Origin of the sequence: Streptomyces sp. NRRL F-5755 (assembly GCF_001279365.1) — a bacterium.
GTDB classification, from domain to species: Bacteria; Actinomycetota; Actinomycetes; order Streptomycetales; family Streptomycetaceae; genus Streptomyces; species Streptomyces rimosus.
Map to the genome: position 1 here is coordinate 24,176 of NZ_LGCW01000317.1, position 16,959 is coordinate 41,134.

13 protein-coding genes are annotated in these 16,959 nt (G+C 73.2%); 5 read left to right on the forward strand and 8 right to left on the reverse strand.

The annotated features are described in order from the left end of the window. Positions 1–5: 5 nt before the first annotated feature. The 4 genes from ADK86_RS37855 to ADK86_RS37870 all read right to left on the reverse strand — a co-directional run bounded on the left by ADK86_RS37855 (position 6) and on the right by ADK86_RS37870 (position 5,497). The gene (locus ADK86_RS37855) at positions 6–1,463 is read right to left on the reverse strand and encodes an NCS2 family permease (RefSeq protein WP_053700708.1); all 1,458 of its coding nucleotides are present in this window, start codon (positions 1,461–1,463) and stop codon (positions 6–8) included. Positions 1,464–1,632: 169 nt separating this feature from the next. Next, positions 1,633–4,017: a xanthine dehydrogenase family protein molybdopterin-binding subunit gene (locus tag ADK86_RS37860; RefSeq protein WP_053700709.1), complete on the reverse strand. Its 2,385-nt coding sequence runs from the start codon at positions 4,015–4,017 to the stop codon at positions 1,633–1,635. A 2-nt stretch (positions 4,018–4,019) separates the two neighbouring features. Continuing rightward, a complete protein-coding gene (locus tag ADK86_RS37865; RefSeq protein ID WP_053700710.1) occupies positions 4,020–4,619 on the reverse strand; it encodes a (2Fe-2S)-binding protein in 600 nt (199 codons plus the stop codon). Then, positions 4,610–5,497 carry an FAD binding domain-containing protein gene (locus ADK86_RS37870; protein ID WP_053700711.1) on the reverse strand — a complete coding sequence of 296 codons (888 nt, stop codon included), beginning with the start codon at positions 5,495–5,497 and terminating at the stop codon, positions 4,610–4,612. The genes ADK86_RS37865 and ADK86_RS37870 overlap by 10 nt, the downstream gene beginning before the upstream one ends. 317 nt (positions 5,498–5,814) lie before the next feature. Between ADK86_RS37870 and ADK86_RS37875 the strand changes: the two genes are divergently transcribed. The 3 genes from ADK86_RS37875 (at position 5,815) to ADK86_RS37885 (ending at position 9,806) form a co-directional block, all read left to right on the forward strand. Beyond that, positions 5,815–7,485, forward strand: a complete 1,671-nt coding sequence (locus tag ADK86_RS37875; protein ID WP_053700712.1) for a PucR family transcriptional regulator — start codon at positions 5,815–5,817, stop codon at positions 7,483–7,485. Positions 7,486–7,884: 399 nt separating this feature from the next. Beyond that, positions 7,885–8,742 carry a hypothetical protein gene (locus tag ADK86_RS37880; protein WP_078952534.1) on the forward strand — a complete coding sequence of 286 codons (858 nt, stop codon included), beginning with the start codon at positions 7,885–7,887 and terminating at the stop codon, positions 8,740–8,742. Between the two features lie 188 nt (positions 8,743–8,930). Continuing rightward, positions 8,931–9,806 (forward strand): hypothetical protein, encoded by an 876-nt coding sequence (locus ADK86_RS37885; RefSeq protein ID WP_053700714.1) that lies wholly within the window; start codon positions 8,931–8,933, stop codon positions 9,804–9,806. Positions 9,807–9,835: 29 nt separating this feature from the next. Here the strand turns inward: ADK86_RS37885 and ADK86_RS37890 are convergent, their stop codons facing one another. Next, complete coding sequence (locus ADK86_RS37890) at positions 9,836–10,735, reverse strand: GntR family transcriptional regulator (protein WP_053700715.1); 900 nt, start codon at positions 10,733–10,735, stop codon at positions 9,836–9,838. 130 nt (positions 10,736–10,865) lie between these two features. Between ADK86_RS37890 and ADK86_RS37895 the strand changes: the two genes are divergently transcribed. After that, positions 10,866–11,705 carry a (2Fe-2S)-binding protein gene (locus tag ADK86_RS37895; RefSeq protein ID WP_053700716.1) on the forward strand — a complete coding sequence of 280 codons (840 nt, stop codon included), beginning with the start codon at positions 10,866–10,868 and terminating at the stop codon, positions 11,703–11,705. 195 nt (positions 11,706–11,900) lie between these two features. Beyond that, complete coding sequence (locus ADK86_RS37900; protein WP_053700717.1) at positions 11,901–13,016, forward strand: DUF2637 domain-containing protein; 1,116 nt, start codon at positions 11,901–11,903, stop codon at positions 13,014–13,016. 65 nt (positions 13,017–13,081) lie between these two features. Here the strand turns inward: ADK86_RS37900 and ADK86_RS37905 are convergent, their stop codons facing one another. From ADK86_RS37905 to ADK86_RS37915, 3 genes are all read right to left on the reverse strand, one after another. Beyond that, on the reverse strand, positions 13,082–13,537 hold the full coding sequence (locus ADK86_RS37905; protein WP_420718908.1) for an ATP-binding protein: 456 nt from the start codon (positions 13,535–13,537) through the stop codon (positions 13,082–13,084). Positions 13,538–13,688: 151 nt separating this feature from the next. Then, positions 13,689–15,431, reverse strand: coding sequence for a pyruvate dehydrogenase (locus ADK86_RS37910; protein ID WP_053700718.1), 1,743 nt, complete (start codon positions 15,429–15,431; stop codon positions 13,689–13,691). A gap of 130 nt (positions 15,432–15,561) precedes the next feature. Beyond that, positions 15,562–16,893, reverse strand: a complete 1,332-nt coding sequence (locus tag ADK86_RS37915; RefSeq protein WP_053700719.1) for a protein phosphatase 2C domain-containing protein — start codon at positions 16,891–16,893, stop codon at positions 15,562–15,564. Between the last annotated feature and the right edge of the window lie 66 nt (positions 16,894–16,959).

The window sequence follows — 16,959 nt, forward strand, 5'->3', positions numbered from 1 at the left end:
GGGCGTTACTTGACGCCCAGCCAGTTCTCGATGGGGTGCAGCGAGAAGTAGGCGAGGAAGATCAGAGCGAGTACCCACATGAAGGCGCCGACCTCCCGCCACTTGCCCTGCGCGGTCTTGATGGCGGTGTAGGCGATCACGCCCGCGCCGACGCCCGCGGTGATGTTGTACGTGAAGGGCATCAGCGCCACGGTGAGGAACACCGGGATGGACACCGATCGGTCGCTCCAGTCCACGTGCTTGGCGGCACTCATCATCATCGAGCCGATCACGACGAGGGCGGCCGCCGCGACCTGGGCGGGCACGAGCTGGGTGAGCGGGGTGAAGAAGAGGCAGGCGGCGAAGAACAGGCCGGTGACGACCGAGGACAGGCCGGTACGGGCGCCTTCGCCGACGCCGCTGGCCGACTCGATGAACACGGTCTGGCCCGACGCACCGGCGACGCCGCCGATCGCGCCGCCCGCGCCGTCGATGAACAGCGCCTTGGACAGGCCCGGCATCCGCCCCTTGTCGTCGGCGAGCCCGGCTTCCGTGCCGACGCCGATGATGGTGGCCATCGCGTCGAAGAAGCCGGCGAGCACGAGGGTGAAGACGATCATGCCGACAGTGATCGCGCCGATCTGGTCCCAGCCGCCGAACTCCACGTGCCCGAAGAGCCCGAAGTCCGGCATGGCGACGGCGCTGCCGTGCAGTTCGGGCGAGGTGCCGCCCCAGTCCTTGTCGGTGAGGCCGCCGAGGGTGGTGGCGAGCACGGACAGGACCGTGCCGGCGACGATGCCGATGAGGATGGCGCCGGGCACGTTGCGGGCCTGGAGCATGAAGATCAGCACCAGGGTGACGGCGAAGAAGAGGACCGGCCAGCCGGCGAGTTCGCCGGCCGGGCCGAGCTGGACGGGGCCACCGGTGCCCTTGCCGACGAAGCCCGCTTTCACCAGGCCGAGCAGGGCGACGAACATGCCGATGCCCATGGTGATGGCGTGCTTGAGGGCCAGCGGTATGGCGTTCATGATCATCTCGCGCAGTCCGGTGACCACCAGGAGCATGATCACCACGCCGTACAGCACGCACATGCCCATCGCCTGCGGCCATGTCATGTACGGCACGACCTGCGAGGTCAGGGCCGCCGAGACGTTCAGCCCGGCGGCGAGGGCCAGCGGCACCTTGCCGATGAACCCCATGAGCAGCGTGCAGACCGCCGCGCCGAGCGCCGTGGCGGTCACCACCCCGGCGCTCGCCAGGGTGTGCTTCCCGGCGTCCGGCGTCGACAGGATGAGGGGGTTGAGCAGGAGGATGTAGCACATCGCCATGAAGGTGGTGATGCCGCCGCGCACCTCGCGCGCGACCGTCGATCCTCTGTCGGAGATGTGGAAGTACCGGTCGAGCCAGGACCGGCCGGCGGGCTGACGCGTGCCCGCGCCCGCGTCTTCCGCCGTGGTCTTCGGCTCCAGGAACTGCTGGGTCATGGTGCCTTACTCCCAAGGTTCATAGGGGCCCTCGCACCACGCACGCACCGCGGCGCGAGATTTGGGATGGAACATCGGCTGCACGACCCGGGGGACGGCCCAGGCGCCTGCTGCGGGGCGGCCGTACGGCGGTGACCGGCACCGTCGTACGGCTGCCCCGCCCGCGCGGCTATGTGCCGGTGAGGTGCTCCGGCCGGACCGGGGTCCGGTTCAGTTCCAGCCCGGTCGCGTTCCGGATCGCCGCGAGGACGGCCGGGGTGGACGACAGGGTGGGTGCCTCGCCGATGCCGCGCAGCCCGTACGGGGCGTGCTCGTCGGCGAGTTCGAGCACGTCGACCGGGATAGTCGGCGTGTCGAGGATGGTGGGGATCAGGTAGTCCGTGAAGGACGGGTTGCGCACCTTCGCGGTCTTCGGGTCGACGATGATCTCTTCCATCACCGCGACGCCGAGGCCCTGTGTCGTACCGCCCTGGATCTGCCCGACGACGGACAGCGGGTTCAGGGCCTTGCCGACGTCCTGGGCGCAGGCCAGTTCCACGACCTTGACCAGGCCGAGCGCGGTGTCCACCTCGACCACCGCGCGGTGGGCCGCGAAGGAGTACTGGACGTGGCCGTTGCCCTGGCCGGTGCGCAGGTCGAACGGTTCGGTGGGGCGGTGCCGCCATTCGAGTTCGAGGTCGATCGCCTCGTCCTCCAGTACGTCCGCCACATCGGCCAGCACCTCGCCGCCGTCGGTGACGACCTTGCCGCCCTCCAGCAGGAGTTCGGCGGTGGCCCACGCCGGGTGGTACGTGCCGAACTTGCGCCGGCCCAGCTCCAGGACCTGTTCGCGCACGTGCTCGCAGGTGTTCTTCACCGCGCCGCCGGTGACATAGGTCTGCCGGGAGGCGGAGGTGGAGCCGGCCGAGCCGACCCGGGTGTCCGCCGGGTGGATGGTGACCTGGTCGACGCCCAGTTCCGTACGGGCGATCTGCGCGTGGACGGTGACGCCGCCCTGGCCGACCTCCGCCATGGCCGTGTGCACGGTCGCGACCGGCACGCCGCCGACGACCTCCATGCGCACCCGGGCGGTCGAGTAGTCGTCGAAGCCCTCGGAGAAGCCGACGTTCTTGATGCCGACCGCGTAGCCGATGCCCCGTACGACGTCCTCGCCGTGCGTGGTGTTGGACAGCCCGCCGGGCAGCGCGCGGACGTCGGCGCCCTCGGTGGTCTCCCACTGGTTCTCCGGCGGCAGCGGCATCGCCTTGACGCGGCGCAGCAGTTCGGCGACCGGCGCCGGGGAGTCCACGACCTGGCCCGTCGGCAGAAGAGTGCCCTGCTCCATGGCGTTCAGCTGCCGGAACTCGACCGGGTCCATGCCCAGCTTCTTCGCGAGCTTGTCCATCTGCGCCTCGTACGCGAAGCACGCCTGGACGGCCCCGAAGCCGCGCATGGCGCCGCAGGGCGGGTTGTTCGTGTAGAGGGCGATGGCCTCGATGTCCACGTCGTCGACCGCGTACGGGCCGACGGACAGGGACGAGGCGTTGCCGACGACGGCCGGGGAGGCGGACGCGTAGGCGCCGCCGTCCAGCACGATCCGGCACTTCATGTGGGTGAGCTTGCCGTCCTTGGTGGCGCCGTGCTCGTACCAGAGCTTGGCGGGGTGCCGGTGGACGTGGCCGAAGAACGACTCGAACCGGTTGTAGACGATCTTGACGGGCTTGCCGGTGCGCAGCGCGAGCAGACAGCCGTGGATCTGCATCGACAGGTCCTCGCGGCCACCGAAGGCGCCGCCGACGCCGGAGAGCGTCATGCGGACCTTGTCCTCGGGCAGGCCCAGGACCGGGGCGATCTGGCGCAGGTCGGAGTGCAGCCACTGGGTGGCGACGTACAGATCGACGCCGCCGTCCTCGGCGGGCACCGCGAGGCCGGACTCCGGGCCGAGGAACGCCTGGTCCTGCATGCCGAAGACGTACTCGCCGGTGACGATCACGTCGGCGCGGCGGGCCGCCGCCTCGGCGTCGCCGCGCACGATGGGCTGGCGGTGCACGATGTTCGGGTGCGGTACGTGCCCGGCGTGGTGATCCTTTCGGTTCTCGTGAACCAGCGGGGCGCCCTCGCGGGTCGCGGACGCCTCGTCGGTGACCACCGGCAGCTCGGCGTACTCGACCTTGATCTTGGCGGCGGCGCGGCGGGCGGTCTCCGGGTGGTCGGCGGCGACCAGCGCGACCGGCTCACCGTGGTGGCGGACCTTGCCGTGCGCCAGGACGGGGGTGTCCTGGATCTCCAGGCCGTAGTTCTTCACCTCGGTGGGCAGGTCGTCATAGGTGAGGACCGCGTAGACGCCGGACTGGGCGAGCGCCTCGGAGGTGTCGATGGAGACGATCTCGGCGTGCGCGACGGTGGAGCGCAGCGTGAAGCCCCACAGCATGTCCTCGTGCCACAGGTCGGAGGAGTACGCGAACTCGCCGGTCACCTTCAGGGTGCCGTCCGGGCGCAGCGTGGAGGCGCCGATGCCCGCGTCGGTGGCGCCGCCCTGCGTCAGGTGGGTGGGTGTGCGGGTGACTCCGCTCATGGTCAGGCCCCCGTTCCGGTGGTCCGCGCGTCCCCGCGGGCGGCGGCGAGGCGCACCGCGTCGAGGATCTTCTCGTAGCCCGTGCAGCGGCACAGGTTGCCGGACAGCGCCTCACGGATGTCGGCGTCGGACGGCTGGGCGTTGCGCTCCAGCAGTTCGTCGGCGGCGACCAGCAGGCCGGGCGTGCAGAAGCCGCACTGGACGGCGCCCGCGTCGATGAACGCCTGCTGAACGGGTGAGAGCTTGACCTGCCCTTCAGCGGCGGGCTTGGCCTGCCAGCGCTGGGCGGCGTCCACGCTCGTACCGGCGGCGCCGCATGCGCCGGTGGCGCAGCCGCCGTGCTGCGCGCGCTGCTCGGCGTAGTCCGCCAGGCCCTCGACGGTGACGACCTCCCGGCCCTCCACCTGACCGGCCGCGACCAGGCACGAGCACACCGGCACGCCGTCCAGACGGACCGTGCAGGAGCCGCATTCGCCCTGCTCACAGGCGTTCTTCGAACCCGGCAGGCCCATCCGCTCGCGCAGCACGTACAGCAGGCTCTCGCCCTCCCATACGTCGTCGGCCTGCTGCTCGCGGCCGTTGACGGTGAACTTCACGCGCACCGGTCACTCCTTTCGTTGCCGCGGTAGGACTCCCAGGTCCAGCCGAGGGTGCGGCGCGCCATGATCCCCACCGCGTGCCGGCGGTACTTCGCGCTGCCGCGCACGTCGTCGATCGGGTTGCAGGCGCCGGTCGCCAGCTCGGCGAACTGCTTGGCCACGGACGGCGGAATGGGCCGCCCCGACTCCCAGAAACCGCCCTCCTCCAGGGCCGCCGTCAAGAACTCCTCGGCGGCCCTGGCCCGTACGGGCGTGGGGGCGGCCGAGCCGATGCCGGTCCGTACCGTGCGGGTGTCCGGGTGCAGCGCGAGGCCGAAGGCGCACACCGCGATGACCATGGCGTTGCGGGTGCCGACCTTGGAGAACTGCTGCGGCCCGGCCGCCTTGGGCAGGTGCACGGCGCGGATCAGCTCGTCCGGCTCCAGGGCGTTGCGCTTGACGCCCAGGTAGAAGTCGTCGACCGGGATCATGCGGCGGCCGCGCACCGACTCGGCCTCGACCTCGCCGCCGGAGGCGAGCAGCGCCGGGTGCGCGTCGCCGGCCGGGGAGGCGGTGCCCAGGTTGCCGCCGACGCCGCCGCGGTTGCGGATCTGCGGGGAGGCGACGGTGTGCGAGGCGAGCGCCAGGCCGGGCAGCTCGGTCCGCAGGTTCTCCATGATCTGCGTGTACGGCACGGAAGCGCCGAGCCGTACGGCCTCCTCGCCCACCTCCCACTCCCGCAGGTCATCGACGCGGTTCAGGTCGAGCAGGTACTCCGGGCGGCGGTGGTCGAAGTTGATCTCGACCATGACGTCGGTGCCGCCCGCGATCGGCACAGCCGTGGGGTGCTCGGCCTTGGCGGCGAGCGCCTCCTCCCAGCTGCCGGGGCGAAGGAAGTCCATACGAGGCTCTCTTCTACGAAATCTGCGGTGCGTCCGGGCGCCGGGTCCACCGGCGCCGGCACCGTTCGCGAAATCGGGTCGTCCGCTGCCCGCGACGGGGACCTACGGCCCTCGACTCAAGGGGGCCGTTCATGTCCTGTTAACGCGGTTGGGCCCAGTGAACGCGCCCCGCACCCGCCGGGTGCAGTCACCGAAACCATGAAGCGGTTGGCTGGCCACGGCGCATGTCTTGTAGATTCGAACGAAAGGCGAGGCGCAGAAACCTCGCGGCATTCCACCGGCAACATCAGTCAGAACAGAACGGCGGGCGAGAGACCATGCGGCTCCGCGCACTCCTGGACACCGGCACTCTCGGCCTGCGGCTGCTGGGCGGCGAGGAGGAACTGGACCGTACCGTGCGCGGGGTCATGACCACCGACCTGCGCGACCCCAGCCGCTACCTGTCCGGCGGCGAGCTGGTGCTCACGGGCCTGGCCTGGCGCCGCGAGCCGGCGGACTCCGAGCGGTTCGTGCGCATCCTGGCCGCGGCCGGGGTCGCCGGGCTGGCCGCGGGCGAGGCCGAGCTGGGCGCGGTGCCCGAGGACCTGGTGGTGGCCTGCGCCCGGCACCGCCTGCCGCTGTTCTCCGTCGTGGAGGACGTCTCCTTCGCCTCGATCACCGAGTACGTCGTACGCCAGGTCTCCGGCGAGCGCGCGGGCGACCTGGCCGCCGTAGTGGACCGGCACCGCCGCCTGATGACCTCGGGGCCCGCCGGCGGCGGCCCGGAAGCCGTACTGGAACTGCTCGGCTCCGACCTGGACCTGCGCGCCTGGGTGCTGTCCCCCACCGGCCGGCAGATAGCCGGGTCCACCCTGGCCGGATCGGGGCCCGAGCTGCCCGCCGAGACCGGAGCCCGGCTGGCCGGCGAGCACCTGGCCGCCTCCCGCACCGGCCGCCGCGGCCCCTACCGGCTCCCGCTCGGCAGCACCACGTACTCCCTCTTCCCCATCCGCGGCAACGGCCGCGACCTGCGCGAGACGGTCCTGTCCGACTGGCTGCTGGCCGTCGAGGCGGACGCCGGCGACTGGGCCGAGGAGCGCCTGGACCTGCTGCACGGCGTCACCCAGCTGATCGCCGTCGAACGCGACCGCCGCGACGCGGCCCGTACGGTCCGCAGGCGCCTCGCCCAGGAGGTCCTGGAGCTGGTGCAGACGGGCGCCGCGCCCGCGGAGATCGCGGCCCGGCTCCGGGTGGCCGCGCCCGTGCTGCTGCCCGGGCTGGGCACGGCGCCGCACTGGCAGGTCGTCGTGGCCCGCGTCGAGTGGACGGGCGGGGACGTGCCCGGCGGGCCGGTCGCGCAGACGCTGCTGGAAGAGGTGCTGGTCGACCCCGGTACGTTCGGGCCCGACCCGTCCGACCGGATCGCCGTCGCGCACACCGGGGACGAGGCGGTGGCCCTGGTGCCGCTGCCGGCCGTACCGGACGACGACGCGCGCGACGGCCAGTCCACCGCCGGGCTCCAGGCCGACGCGCTGCTCGCCGCCGTACAGGAGCCGCTGACCCGCGGCCTGGGCGACGACGGCCGTCTGACCATCGGCGTCAGCGCCTCCGTCCACTCGGCGGAGGGCCTGCGCGGCGCCCTGGAGGAGGCCCGGCACGCCCGCCGGGTCGCCGCGGCCCGGCCCGGGCGGGTGTGCGCGGCGGGCCACGAGGAGCTGGCCTCGCACGTCCTGCTGCTGCCCTTCGTCCCCGACGACGTGCGCCGCGCCTTCACCACCCGGCTCCTGGACCCGCTGCGCGACTACGACCGCCGCCACCGCGCCGAGCTGATCCCCACCCTGGAGGCGTTCCTCGACTGCGACGGCTCCTGGACCCGCTGCGCCACCCGCCTCCACCTGCACGTCAACACCCTGCGCTACCGGGTCGGCCGCATCGAGCAGCTGACCGGCCGCGACCTGGCGCGCCTGGAGGACAAGCTGGACTTCTTCCTGGCACTGCGGATGAGCTGAGAAGTGCGTTCACCAAGCGGCGACCGGGCTGAACCACGGCACACATTCGGCCACGTATGAATGGCGGATATGCGCCCCCGGCCGGCCCGGTGCGCAACGGCCGCCGCTCCACGCTTGGTTGACTGAACGTCAGCAACCACCCCCGCAGCACCGGTAATCCCTGATCACGCGTCACCCGATCGGACGTATCCCAACGGCGCTCCCCGCCGCCGTACCTCCCCCGTCCCGCCCCTCGGGGCGCCGCGTACTGCCGGTTTCGGGCCGTCGCGGCGCCCCGGAGAGGCGGCGAAGCGATTGTGAAATCATTCACCTTCCCTCTTGGCCGGGCGGCCGGATTCGTGCTGAGATGCGCCCACTGCTTCTCAGTTCCAGCTCAACGGTGCGCTCGGGGAGGGCAATGTGGCGGACACCGCCATGTCAGGAGCCGCGGGAACCGCGGGAACCACACAGCCCGGGGAGCCGGTGCCGGTGCTTCCCGCGGCCAGGTCGGCGACCGGGGCGGACGCCCTGGACGGGGCCGTGTGGCGGCTGCGGTCACGGGGGTGCTGGGACGACGCGGCGGCCCTGCTGGAACCGCACGCGGCCGGGCATCCCCCGTACGCGATCCGCCGCGCCGCGCTCCTCGTGGAGCGCTGCCTGTTCACCGCCGCCGGATGGGCCGCGGCCGAGGACGCGCTGCGCGCCGCCGAGGCGGTGGCGGGCGACAACGACGAGCGGGGCGCCGCGGCCTGCGAGCGCGGCCACCTGGCGTACGCCGCCACGGTCCTGGGCGTACGGGACCGCGCCGACGAGGCCCGCTCCGCGCTCGGCCGGGCCGCGGCCCTGCTGGCTCCCGCGGCGCCCGGCCGCGCGCTGCTGGACTACCGGCGCGGCCTGATGGCCGAACACGTCGCCAACAGCCCGGAGTCCGCGCGCGCCGCCTACCGCCGCGCCCACGCGGGCGCCACCGCGCACGGCGACACCCTGCTGCTCTCCTTCACCTGGCGCCACCTCGCCGGGCTCGCCCTGCGCGACGGCGAACTCGCCGAGGCCCGCCACGGGTTCGCCGAGTCCCTGCGCATCCGCGAGGAACTGGGCTTCCTGGTCGGTACGGCGCCGGCCCTGGTCGCCCTCGCCGACGCGGCGCCGCCCGAGGAGGCGGAGGGGCTGCGCATCGAGGCCGCCCGGCTCTTCCGGCTCATGGGCGGCGTACCGACCTGGCTCGCGGAGCACCTGGAGGGCGTACCCGAGGCCCCGGCGGGCCGGTCAGGGCGTTAGGTCCTGTCGCTCCGTTCCCGGCCGCCGCGCCCGCCGTTTCCCGGCCATCGCCACGGGCATATTTCACTCCGCGGGCCCCACTCACCCCGAATTTGGCCTCAAGTCGCACTGTCCGTAAGCGACTTGGCACTGGATGCTGGTGCGGTTCGACTCCCGACCTACGGCAGCGCCTTTCAGGAGGCCACACCTTGGCAGCAGGAGCACCGCATCCATCGGCCGGCTCGGACTGGGGAAAGGCGGATTTCGAGGCCATCTACGACTGCCCCGATCCCCGTACGTACTTCCGGACGCTGCGCCCGCTCGACTACCAGATCCCGCACCACGGCCAGGGGGTGTTCCGCGCCCTGGCCGAACACCTGCAACGGCGCCGGCCCGGCCGCAGGCCGCTCCAGGTCGTCGACCTGTGCTGTTCCTACGGCGTCAACGCGGCGCTGCTCAACCACAAACTGAGCCTCACGGACCTGTACGACCGGTACACCGACGCCCGGGAGACCGGCGGCCTGTCGGCGGTCCTGCTGGCCGACGAGGACCGGACGTTCTTCGACGAGCTGCGCCGCCCGGAGGCCGTGCGGACCATCGGCATCGACGCGGCCAAGCGCGCCGTCGGCTACGCCGAGCGCGTCGGCCTGCTGGACGCCGGGTTCGCCGAGAATCTGGAGGCCGCTGAGCCGAGCGCACGCCTGCGGCGCACCCTGGCGGGCACCGACCTGATCACCGTGACGGGCGGCGTGGGGTACATCTCCGCCACCACCTTCGGGCGGCTGCTCGCCTGCACGCCCGATCCGCCGTGGGTCGCCGCCTTCGTCCTGCGGACCGTGTCGTACGCCCCGGTCGCCGAACTCCTCGCCGCACACGGTCTGGTGACCGAACGCCTGCCCGTGCGCACCTTCCGTCAGCGCCGCTTCGCCGACCTGGCCGAACGCCGCGCCGCCTTCACCGCGCTACAGGCCCGCGGCCTGGACACCACCGGCAAGGAATCGGACGGTTTCTACCACGCGGACCTGTATCTGTCCCGGCCGGCGGCGGACGTGGCGGATGTGGCGGTGGAGAGGCTGGTGCCCTGACCGGGTGATCGCTGCGGGGGCCGGGGCCCTCAGCGCCCCCGCCGCCCCGGCGAAAGATGCTCGCGTGCGATGCGTTCGACGATGGCGTACTCGCGGGCCATCAGGGCGTCCAGCAGGGCCGTGTGTTCGGAGGCGGCGGCGAGGAGGTCGGCCGTGCGGGGCGGGGGGCTGCCGGGGACCGGGGTGCGGGTGCGGCGGTGGAGGTCGTCGGCGACCTGGACGAGCTGGCGGTTGCCGGTCAGGGCGAGCAGGGCGTGGTGGAAGGCGTGGTCCGCGTCGGCGTATCCGGTGCGGTCGCCGTGGGCCGCGGCGGCGACGCCCGCGGCGGCCAGCGGGCGCAGCTCCTCCCACCGCTCGGCCGGCAGCGTCCGCGCCAGCCGCAGCAGCGCCGGTATTTCGAGCATCGCGCGCACCTCGGCCAGCTCCGCGAGGTCGCGGTGGGTGCGCTCGGCGACGCGGAAGCCGCGGTTCGGGGCGACCTCGACCGTGCCCTCGCAGGCGAGCAGCTGCATGGCTTCGCGTACGGGGGTGGCGGAGACGCCGTAGCGGACGGCGAGCGCGGGGGCCGAGTAGACCTCGCCGGGGACCAGTTCGCCGGCCGTCAGGGCTTCGCGCAGCGCGGCGAGCACCTGGCCGCGCACGGAGTGCCGCTGGGGCTGCTTGCGGGGGGCGGACACGGGAGCGGGGGCGGCGGGCGCCGGTACGTATGCCGTGGCGGGGTCCGGGACGCCGGGGCGGTGTTCGTACGCGGCGTCCGGCGGGGTGTCCGGCCCGGCCGGGAGCGGCGCGGTGCCGTGCCCGGGGCGCTCCGCCGGGTGTTGCCCGGGGCCTTCGTGGCCGGTGTGCCCGCCCCGCACGGGCTGCGAGCCGCCCTGTGCCGACACCTGGGCGCGCAGCCGGGGCGCCGGTTCCGCTCTGCCCTGCTCCATGCGGGTTCCTCCTCACGTTCTCCAGCACCATAGGCGCCCCCTGTGACAGTGCAAACCCGACTCAAAACCGCCGAAGATCGGGTAAGGTAAGGCTTACCTGCCAACGAACCTGATACCGGTGGTGTCCCGTATGCGCCCCCAGCTCTCCGTCCGACCGCGCATCGAGCCCCTGACCGGGGCGTATGCCCGGCTCACCGAGGTGTTCCCCGGACTGCGAGTGTCCGAGTGGGAGACGGCGCCGCCCCAGGGCGAGGGCTGGGTGACCGCCGCCGCGCTGGCCACCGATACCGCGGTCCTGGACACCTTCCTGGCCTGGGACGACGCGCAGGTCATACGGGATTACGGACAGCGGGCCCGCCCCGACGTCGTCGCCGCGTTCGCCCTGCACCGCTACGCCTGGCCCGCCTGCCTGCTGATCACCATCCCCTGGTTCCTGCACCGCCGGGTACCGCGGCTGCCCGTCGCGGACGTGGCGTACCACCGCGAGGAGGGGCGGATGGCCGTACGGGTCCGCTCGTTCGCCTGTCTGCCCAGCGACCCGGCGGCGGAACTGCCCGGCGCGCGGGTCGTGCCGGACGAGGAGGCGCTGCGCGCCGAGGTGCGGGAGGCGGTCGCCGAGCACCTCGGGCCCGTACTGGACGGTTTCCGGCCCCGGCTGCGCCGCGGGCCGCGCGCCCTGTGGGGCATGGCCTCGGACGAGATCGTCGAGGGCCTGTGGTACCTGGGCCACCTGCTGGGCGAGGAGCCGCGCGCGGTGGCCGAGGCGGCGCGGCTGCTGCCGGGCGGCACGGCCCCGTACGCCGGGGGCGCGGCCTTCCGCGAGCTGACCGGTCCGGACGGCGCGGCGCTGCCCACCCGGGACCGGGCGAGCTGCTGCATGTTCTACACGCTGCGCCCCGAGGACACCTGTGTGACCTGCCCCCGTACGTGCGACGCGGATCGCATCAAGCGTCTCACCGCAACCACCTGACCCCCACACCACCCGATCGGGTCGTCGGAATCGAACCCAACGCCGCACGTGACTGCGGCAGTTCGATGCGAACGCGCTCTTCCGCGCGCCCCCGCACCCCCTTCGCGTTCTCGTTTCCCGAAAGCCCCGGCGGGACGGACGGATTCCGCCAGGATGTCGCGCGAAACCGCGTACGACGAGGCAAGGGGCCCCAGGATGAGAATGACCGATATATCGCTTAATTGGCTGGTTCCGGGGGTTCTGCTGCTCGTCGGGGTCGCCGCGGCCGTGGTCGTGGTCCTGCGCGGCAGGCGCGCGGCCGACGCGGCGCCGGGCGAGGACTCCTGGGAGCGCACCCAGGAGCGGCGGCGGCGCAAGGAGGCCGTGTACGGCACCGCCTCGTATGTGCTGCTGTTCTGCTGCGCCGCGGTCGCGGCGGCGCTCTCCTTCCACGGGCTGGTCGGCTTCGGCGTGTCCAACCTCAACCTCTCCGGAGGCTGGGAGTACCTGGTGCCGTTCGGACTCGACGGCGCGGCGATGTTCTGCTCCGTGCTCGCCGTGCGCGAGGCCAGCCACGGCGACGCGGCGCTCGGTTCGCGCCTGCTGGTCTGGCTGTTCGCGGGCGCCGCCGCCTGGTTCAACTGGGTGCACGCGCCCCGCGGGTTCGGCCATGACGGCGCGCCGCAGTTCTTCGCCGGGATGTCGCTGTCGGCGGCGGTCCTCTTCGACCGGGCGCTGAAGCAGACCCGCCGGGCCGCGCTGCGCGAACAGGGCCTGGTGCCCCGTCCGCTGCCGCAGATCAGGGTCGTACGGTGGCTGCGGGCCCCCCGGGAGACGTTCGGCGCCTGGTCGCTGATGCTGCTGGAAGGCGTACGGACCCTGGACGAGGCCGTCGAGGAGGTCCGCGAGGACCGCCGGCAGAACGAGCGCAACCGTCACCGCAGGCGCGAGCAGGACAAGCTGGACCGGGCCCGGATCAAGGCGATCAACCGCCAGCACCGGAACTGGACCCGCGGGCGCGGCGGGCGGCAGGTGCCGCTGACGGCGGGCGCCCCGGCGGCACACGGCTCCCCCGCCGCGCAGCAGGCCGCCGGCGCGGAACCTGCGATAGCCGGCGACCCGGAAGCCCTGCCGCCCGGACCGCTGTCCGCGGGGGCCGATCCTGTGTCCCCGGCCGGTTCCCGTCCGGCGCTGAAGGCCGTGCACGGCACCGAGCCCGCTGACGCGTATCCGCGGACGGTGGACCTGACCGCCGAGGACGACACCCAGGCACTGCCCCGGCTGGACTCCCTGGAGGAGAAGCTGGCGCAGATCGAGAAGCAGTTCGGCTGACCCGCGGCGGACCGAGCCCGCACCCCCGGCCTTCCGTCAGGCCGGTCCGCCGCCCAGCTCAACCGTCAGGTCGGCCCGCCCAGTTCGAACCACACGCACTTGCCCACCGCGTGGGCGCGTACTCCCCACGCGTCCGCGAGGGAGTGCACCAGCATCAGCCCCCTCCCCGAGGTGCCGTCCGTCGTCGGCGGGCGCAGCCTGGGCCGCCGCCCGGCGAAGTCCCGTACCTCCACGCGCAGCCGGTCGGTGACCGTGGCGGTCACGACGGCGCCCCCGTTCGTGTGGACGAGGGCGTTGGTGACCAGCTCGCTGATGAGCAGTTCGGCTATGTCGCTGTCCCCGGCCCCGCCCCACTGGCGCAGCAGCCGGCGCAGCTCGGCGCGTACCCCGGCCACCGCCGTCAGGTCCGCGTGCCGCAGTGTGCGCTCCATCTTCCCCGGCAGCCGGGTGCCGTTGTGGACGCCGACGCGTGCGGCCACCGGTCCGGCTCTGTCCTCGCGCCGCACAGACTGACGCTTCATCCTCCCCGCCCCGAACGCTTCAGGTCCCTCTCCCTCGAACAGCTTCACGGTCATGCATGCCCATCGGGCCCGGTGCCATGCTTCGGCCCGCGAGACCGATAAACGCCAGGCCGCAGGCATGTGCCTGCGGCGCGATGCCCGTAATGCCCGGTCAGGGGCGGGGGATGTTACGGAGGTTGGAGCGGGCCATCTGGACCATACGGCCGACCCCGCCCTCCAGCACGATCTTGCCGGCGGAGAGGGCGAAGCCCTGGACCATGTCCCGGCTGATCTTCGGCGGCATGGACAGCGCGTTGGGGTCGGTGACCACGTCGACCAGGGCCGGGCCCTTGTGCCTGAAGGCGTCGCGCAGCGCGCCGCGCAGTTCCTTGGGCTTCTCCACGCGTACGCCGTGCGCCCCGGCCGCCCGCGCGATGGCGGCGAAGTCCGGATTGTGGTTGCCGGTCCCGTACGCGGGCAGCCCGGCGACCATCATCTCCAGCTCGACCATGCCCAGCGAGGAGTTGTTGAAGAGGACCACCTTCACCGGCAGGTCGTACTGGACGAGGGTGAGGAAGTCGCCCATGAGCATCGAGAAGCCGCCGTCGCCGGACATCGAGACGACCTGGCGGCGGCGGTCGGTGAACTGGGCGCCGATTGCCTGCGGCAGCGCGTTGGCCATCGATCCGTGGGTGAAGGAACCGATCACGCGGCGGCGGCCGTTGGGGCTGATGTAGCGCGCCGCCCAGACATTGCACATCCCAGTATCAACTGTGAAGATTGCGTTTGCCGCGGCCTCCTCGTCCAGGACGGACGCGACGAATTCGGGGTGGATCGGCGTGTGCTTCTCGACCTTGCGTGTGTATGCCTTGACGACGCCTTCCAGGGCGTCGGCGTGTTTCTTCAGCATCCGGTCGAGGAACTTGCGGCTCTTCTTGGGCGTGATGCGCGGGTTCAGGCAGCGCAGCGTCTCGCGCACGTCGCCCCAGACCGCGAGGTCCAGCTTGGAGCGGCGGCCGAGCCGTTCGGGGCGCACGTCCACCTGGACGATCTTGACGTCGTCCGGCAGGAAGGCGTTGTACGGGAAGTCCGTGCCCAGCAGGATCAGCAGGTCGCACTCGTGCGTGGCCTCGTAGGCCGCGCCGTAGCCGAGCAGGCCGCTCATGCCGACGTCGTACGGGTTGTCGTACTGGATCCACTCCTTGCCGCGCAGCGCGTGGCCCACCGGGGCCTTGAGGCGCTCGGCGCACTCCATCACCTCGGCGTGCGCCCCCGCGGTGCCGCTGCCGCAGAACAGCGTGACCTTGCCGGCGTCCTCGATCATCCGGACCAGCTGGTCGATCTCCGCGTCGCCGGGGCGCACGGTGGGGCGCGAGGTGACCAGTGCATGCTCGATGGAGCGCTCGGGCGCCTCCTGGTCGGCGATGTCGCCGGGCAGCGAGACGACGGAGACGCCGCTGAGCCCGATGGCGTTCTGCACGGCCGTCTGCAGCACCCGCGGCATCTGGTCGCGGCTGGAGATCATCTCGCTGTAGTGGCTGCACTCGGTGAACAGCCGGTCCGGGTGGGTCTCCTGGAAGAAGCCGGTGCCGATCTCGCTGGACGGGATGTGCGAGGCGAGCGCGAGCACCGGGGCCATCGAGCGGTGGGCGTCGAAGAGGCCGTTGATCAGGTGCAGGTTGCCGGGGCCGCAGGAGCCCGCGCAGGCCGCCAGCCGCCCGGCGATCTGGGCCTCGGCGCCCGCCGCGAAGGCGGCGACCTCTTCGTGGCGGACCTGGATCCAGTCGATCCCGGCGGTGCGGCGGACCGCGTCGACGACGGGGTTGAGGCTGTCGCCGACGACGCCGTAGAGCCGCTGGACACCGGCGCGCACCAGGATGTCGACGAACTGCCCGGCCACGGTCTGTTTCGCCATGTCGCTGTCGCTCCTCCGGAGGGGGGACCGCGGGCGGGCACCACCACCCGGCAATGGCCCGTTTCGCGGCATTCCTTCCCGGTTCTACCACTCCCCCGGGCCGGTGTCCGTCCGGACTACGCCTGCCGCGTCACCCGGGCCGTACCGCCCCCGCCGCCTCCGTCCCCTCCCACACCGCCACAGCCGTACGGTCCTGCCCGTACCCCTCCGCGTGCAGCCGGACATCGGCCAGGAACGCCGCGAGCCCCGGCGGCCCGGCGGCCGTCCACCGCGCGGCCAGACGGCTGCCGAACCCGGCCGCCTCGGTCAGCGGGCCCGCGAACCCGGCACTGCACACCAGCAGGAGATCGCCGGGCCGCGCGGCCACGGCCCGGAAGCGGAACGGCTCCGGCGCGGTGCGCGGCACGGGCTCGTACGGCGGCTGCCAGGGCCGCCCCGACGGCGCGCGGGGCAGGCCGGGGACGGTGCCGCCGAGGTCGGGGAGGAGGGCACCCGGATCGGGCGCATCCGGCACATCCGGTGCGCCCGGTACGAGGGTGTCGGGGCCGGGCGCGCCGGGGACCGGCCACGGAGGCGTGTCTGCGGGCGTGTCCACGGGCGCCTCCTCCGGCCCGCTCGCACCGCCCGCGGGCGCCGGGCCGCCCGTCGCGTCCTCCTGGGGCGGTGGCTCCAGGTCCTGCCAGACGCCGCTGCCCAGCCGGAAGAATCCGCCCGCGCCGGCACCGAAGAAGACCCGGGTCCGGCAGGCCGGATCGGCGGGCAGCAGCAGGCAGCGCAGCGCCGCCGTGTACTGCTCGGGCTCCATGCCGTGCTCGACGGCGTACGCACGGAGCTTGCCGTAGGTGCGGTCGGCCAGGCGGTGCAGGCCCGACTTCAGGGCGTCGCGGTTGCCCGTACGGACGTCCTCGGCCAGCCGGGTGTAGCTGCGGCCGACGGCCCCGCCGATCCAGTGGCAGGCGTCGCGGGCCGCGCGGTGGGTGCCTCCGTACGCGTACGCACCTCCGCCGGGGGCCGCGGTGGCCACGGCGACCAGGACCAGCGCGTGCTGCCCGGCGCCGAAGCGGGCGGTGAGCAGGGCGTCGCCGCGCGGCTCCCCGCGGTGGCGGGCGGCTTCGCCGCGCAGCGAGGCGGCGCGCAGGGTGAACGTTCCGTACCCGGCGCCGTCCAGCTCCGTGTCCGGTACGAGTTCGTCCAGCGCGCCCGGGTCGGCGGCGGGCAGGGCCATCGATTCGGGGCGGGGGCCGGACTCGGGCGGCGCGCCCCTACCGGCATCGGCGGACGGTACGGACCCGGCACCCGCCGCCTGCCCCACCGCACGGAAGGCGGAGTCCACCCGGTCGTCGAGCGAGTCCCGGGCCGCCTCCGCGGGGCCGGTGTCCCGGGCGGCTGCGTCACCGTCGTCCTCGTACAACTCCCGCCACCACGCGTCCTCGTGACGGCGCCGGTCCCCCTGTCGGTCCATGGGCCGCATTGTCCACCGGCCGGGGCCGCGGAGACAGGGCGCGGCGGGACGTCACCGCGCCGCCCG

Bases quoted from the DNA above. Each gene is read 5' to 3' on its own strand.
- ADK86_RS37905 (WP_420718908.1), bottom strand. From the start codon at position 13,537: ATGAAGCGTCAGTCTGTGCGGCGCGAGGACAGAGCCGGACCGGTGGCC.
- ADK86_RS37900 (WP_053700717.1), top strand. From the start codon at position 11,901: ATGAGAATGACCGATATATCGCTTAATTGGCTGGTTCCGGGGGTTCTG.
- ADK86_RS37855 (WP_053700708.1), bottom strand. From the start codon at position 1,463: ATGACCCAGCAGTTCCTGGAGCCGAAGACCACGGCGGAAGACGCGGGC.
- ADK86_RS37860 (WP_053700709.1), bottom strand. From the start codon at position 4,017: ATGAGCGGAGTCACCCGCACACCCACCCACCTGACGCAGGGCGGCGCC.
- ADK86_RS37915 (WP_053700719.1), bottom strand. From the start codon at position 16,893: ATGGACCGACAGGGGGACCGGCGCCGTCACGAGGACGCGTGGTGGCGG.
- ADK86_RS37890 (WP_053700715.1), bottom strand. From the start codon at position 10,735: ATGGAGCAGGGCAGAGCGGAACCGGCGCCCCGGCTGCGCGCCCAGGTG.
- ADK86_RS37875 (WP_053700712.1), top strand. From the start codon at position 5,815: ATGCGGCTCCGCGCACTCCTGGACACCGGCACTCTCGGCCTGCGGCTG.
- ADK86_RS37870 (WP_053700711.1), bottom strand. From the start codon at position 5,497: ATGGACTTCCTTCGCCCCGGCAGCTGGGAGGAGGCGCTCGCCGCCAAG.
- ADK86_RS37895 (WP_053700716.1), top strand. From the start codon at position 10,866: ATGCGCCCCCAGCTCTCCGTCCGACCGCGCATCGAGCCCCTGACCGGG.
- ADK86_RS37910 (WP_053700718.1), bottom strand. From the start codon at position 15,431: ATGGCGAAACAGACCGTGGCCGGGCAGTTCGTCGACATCCTGGTGCGC.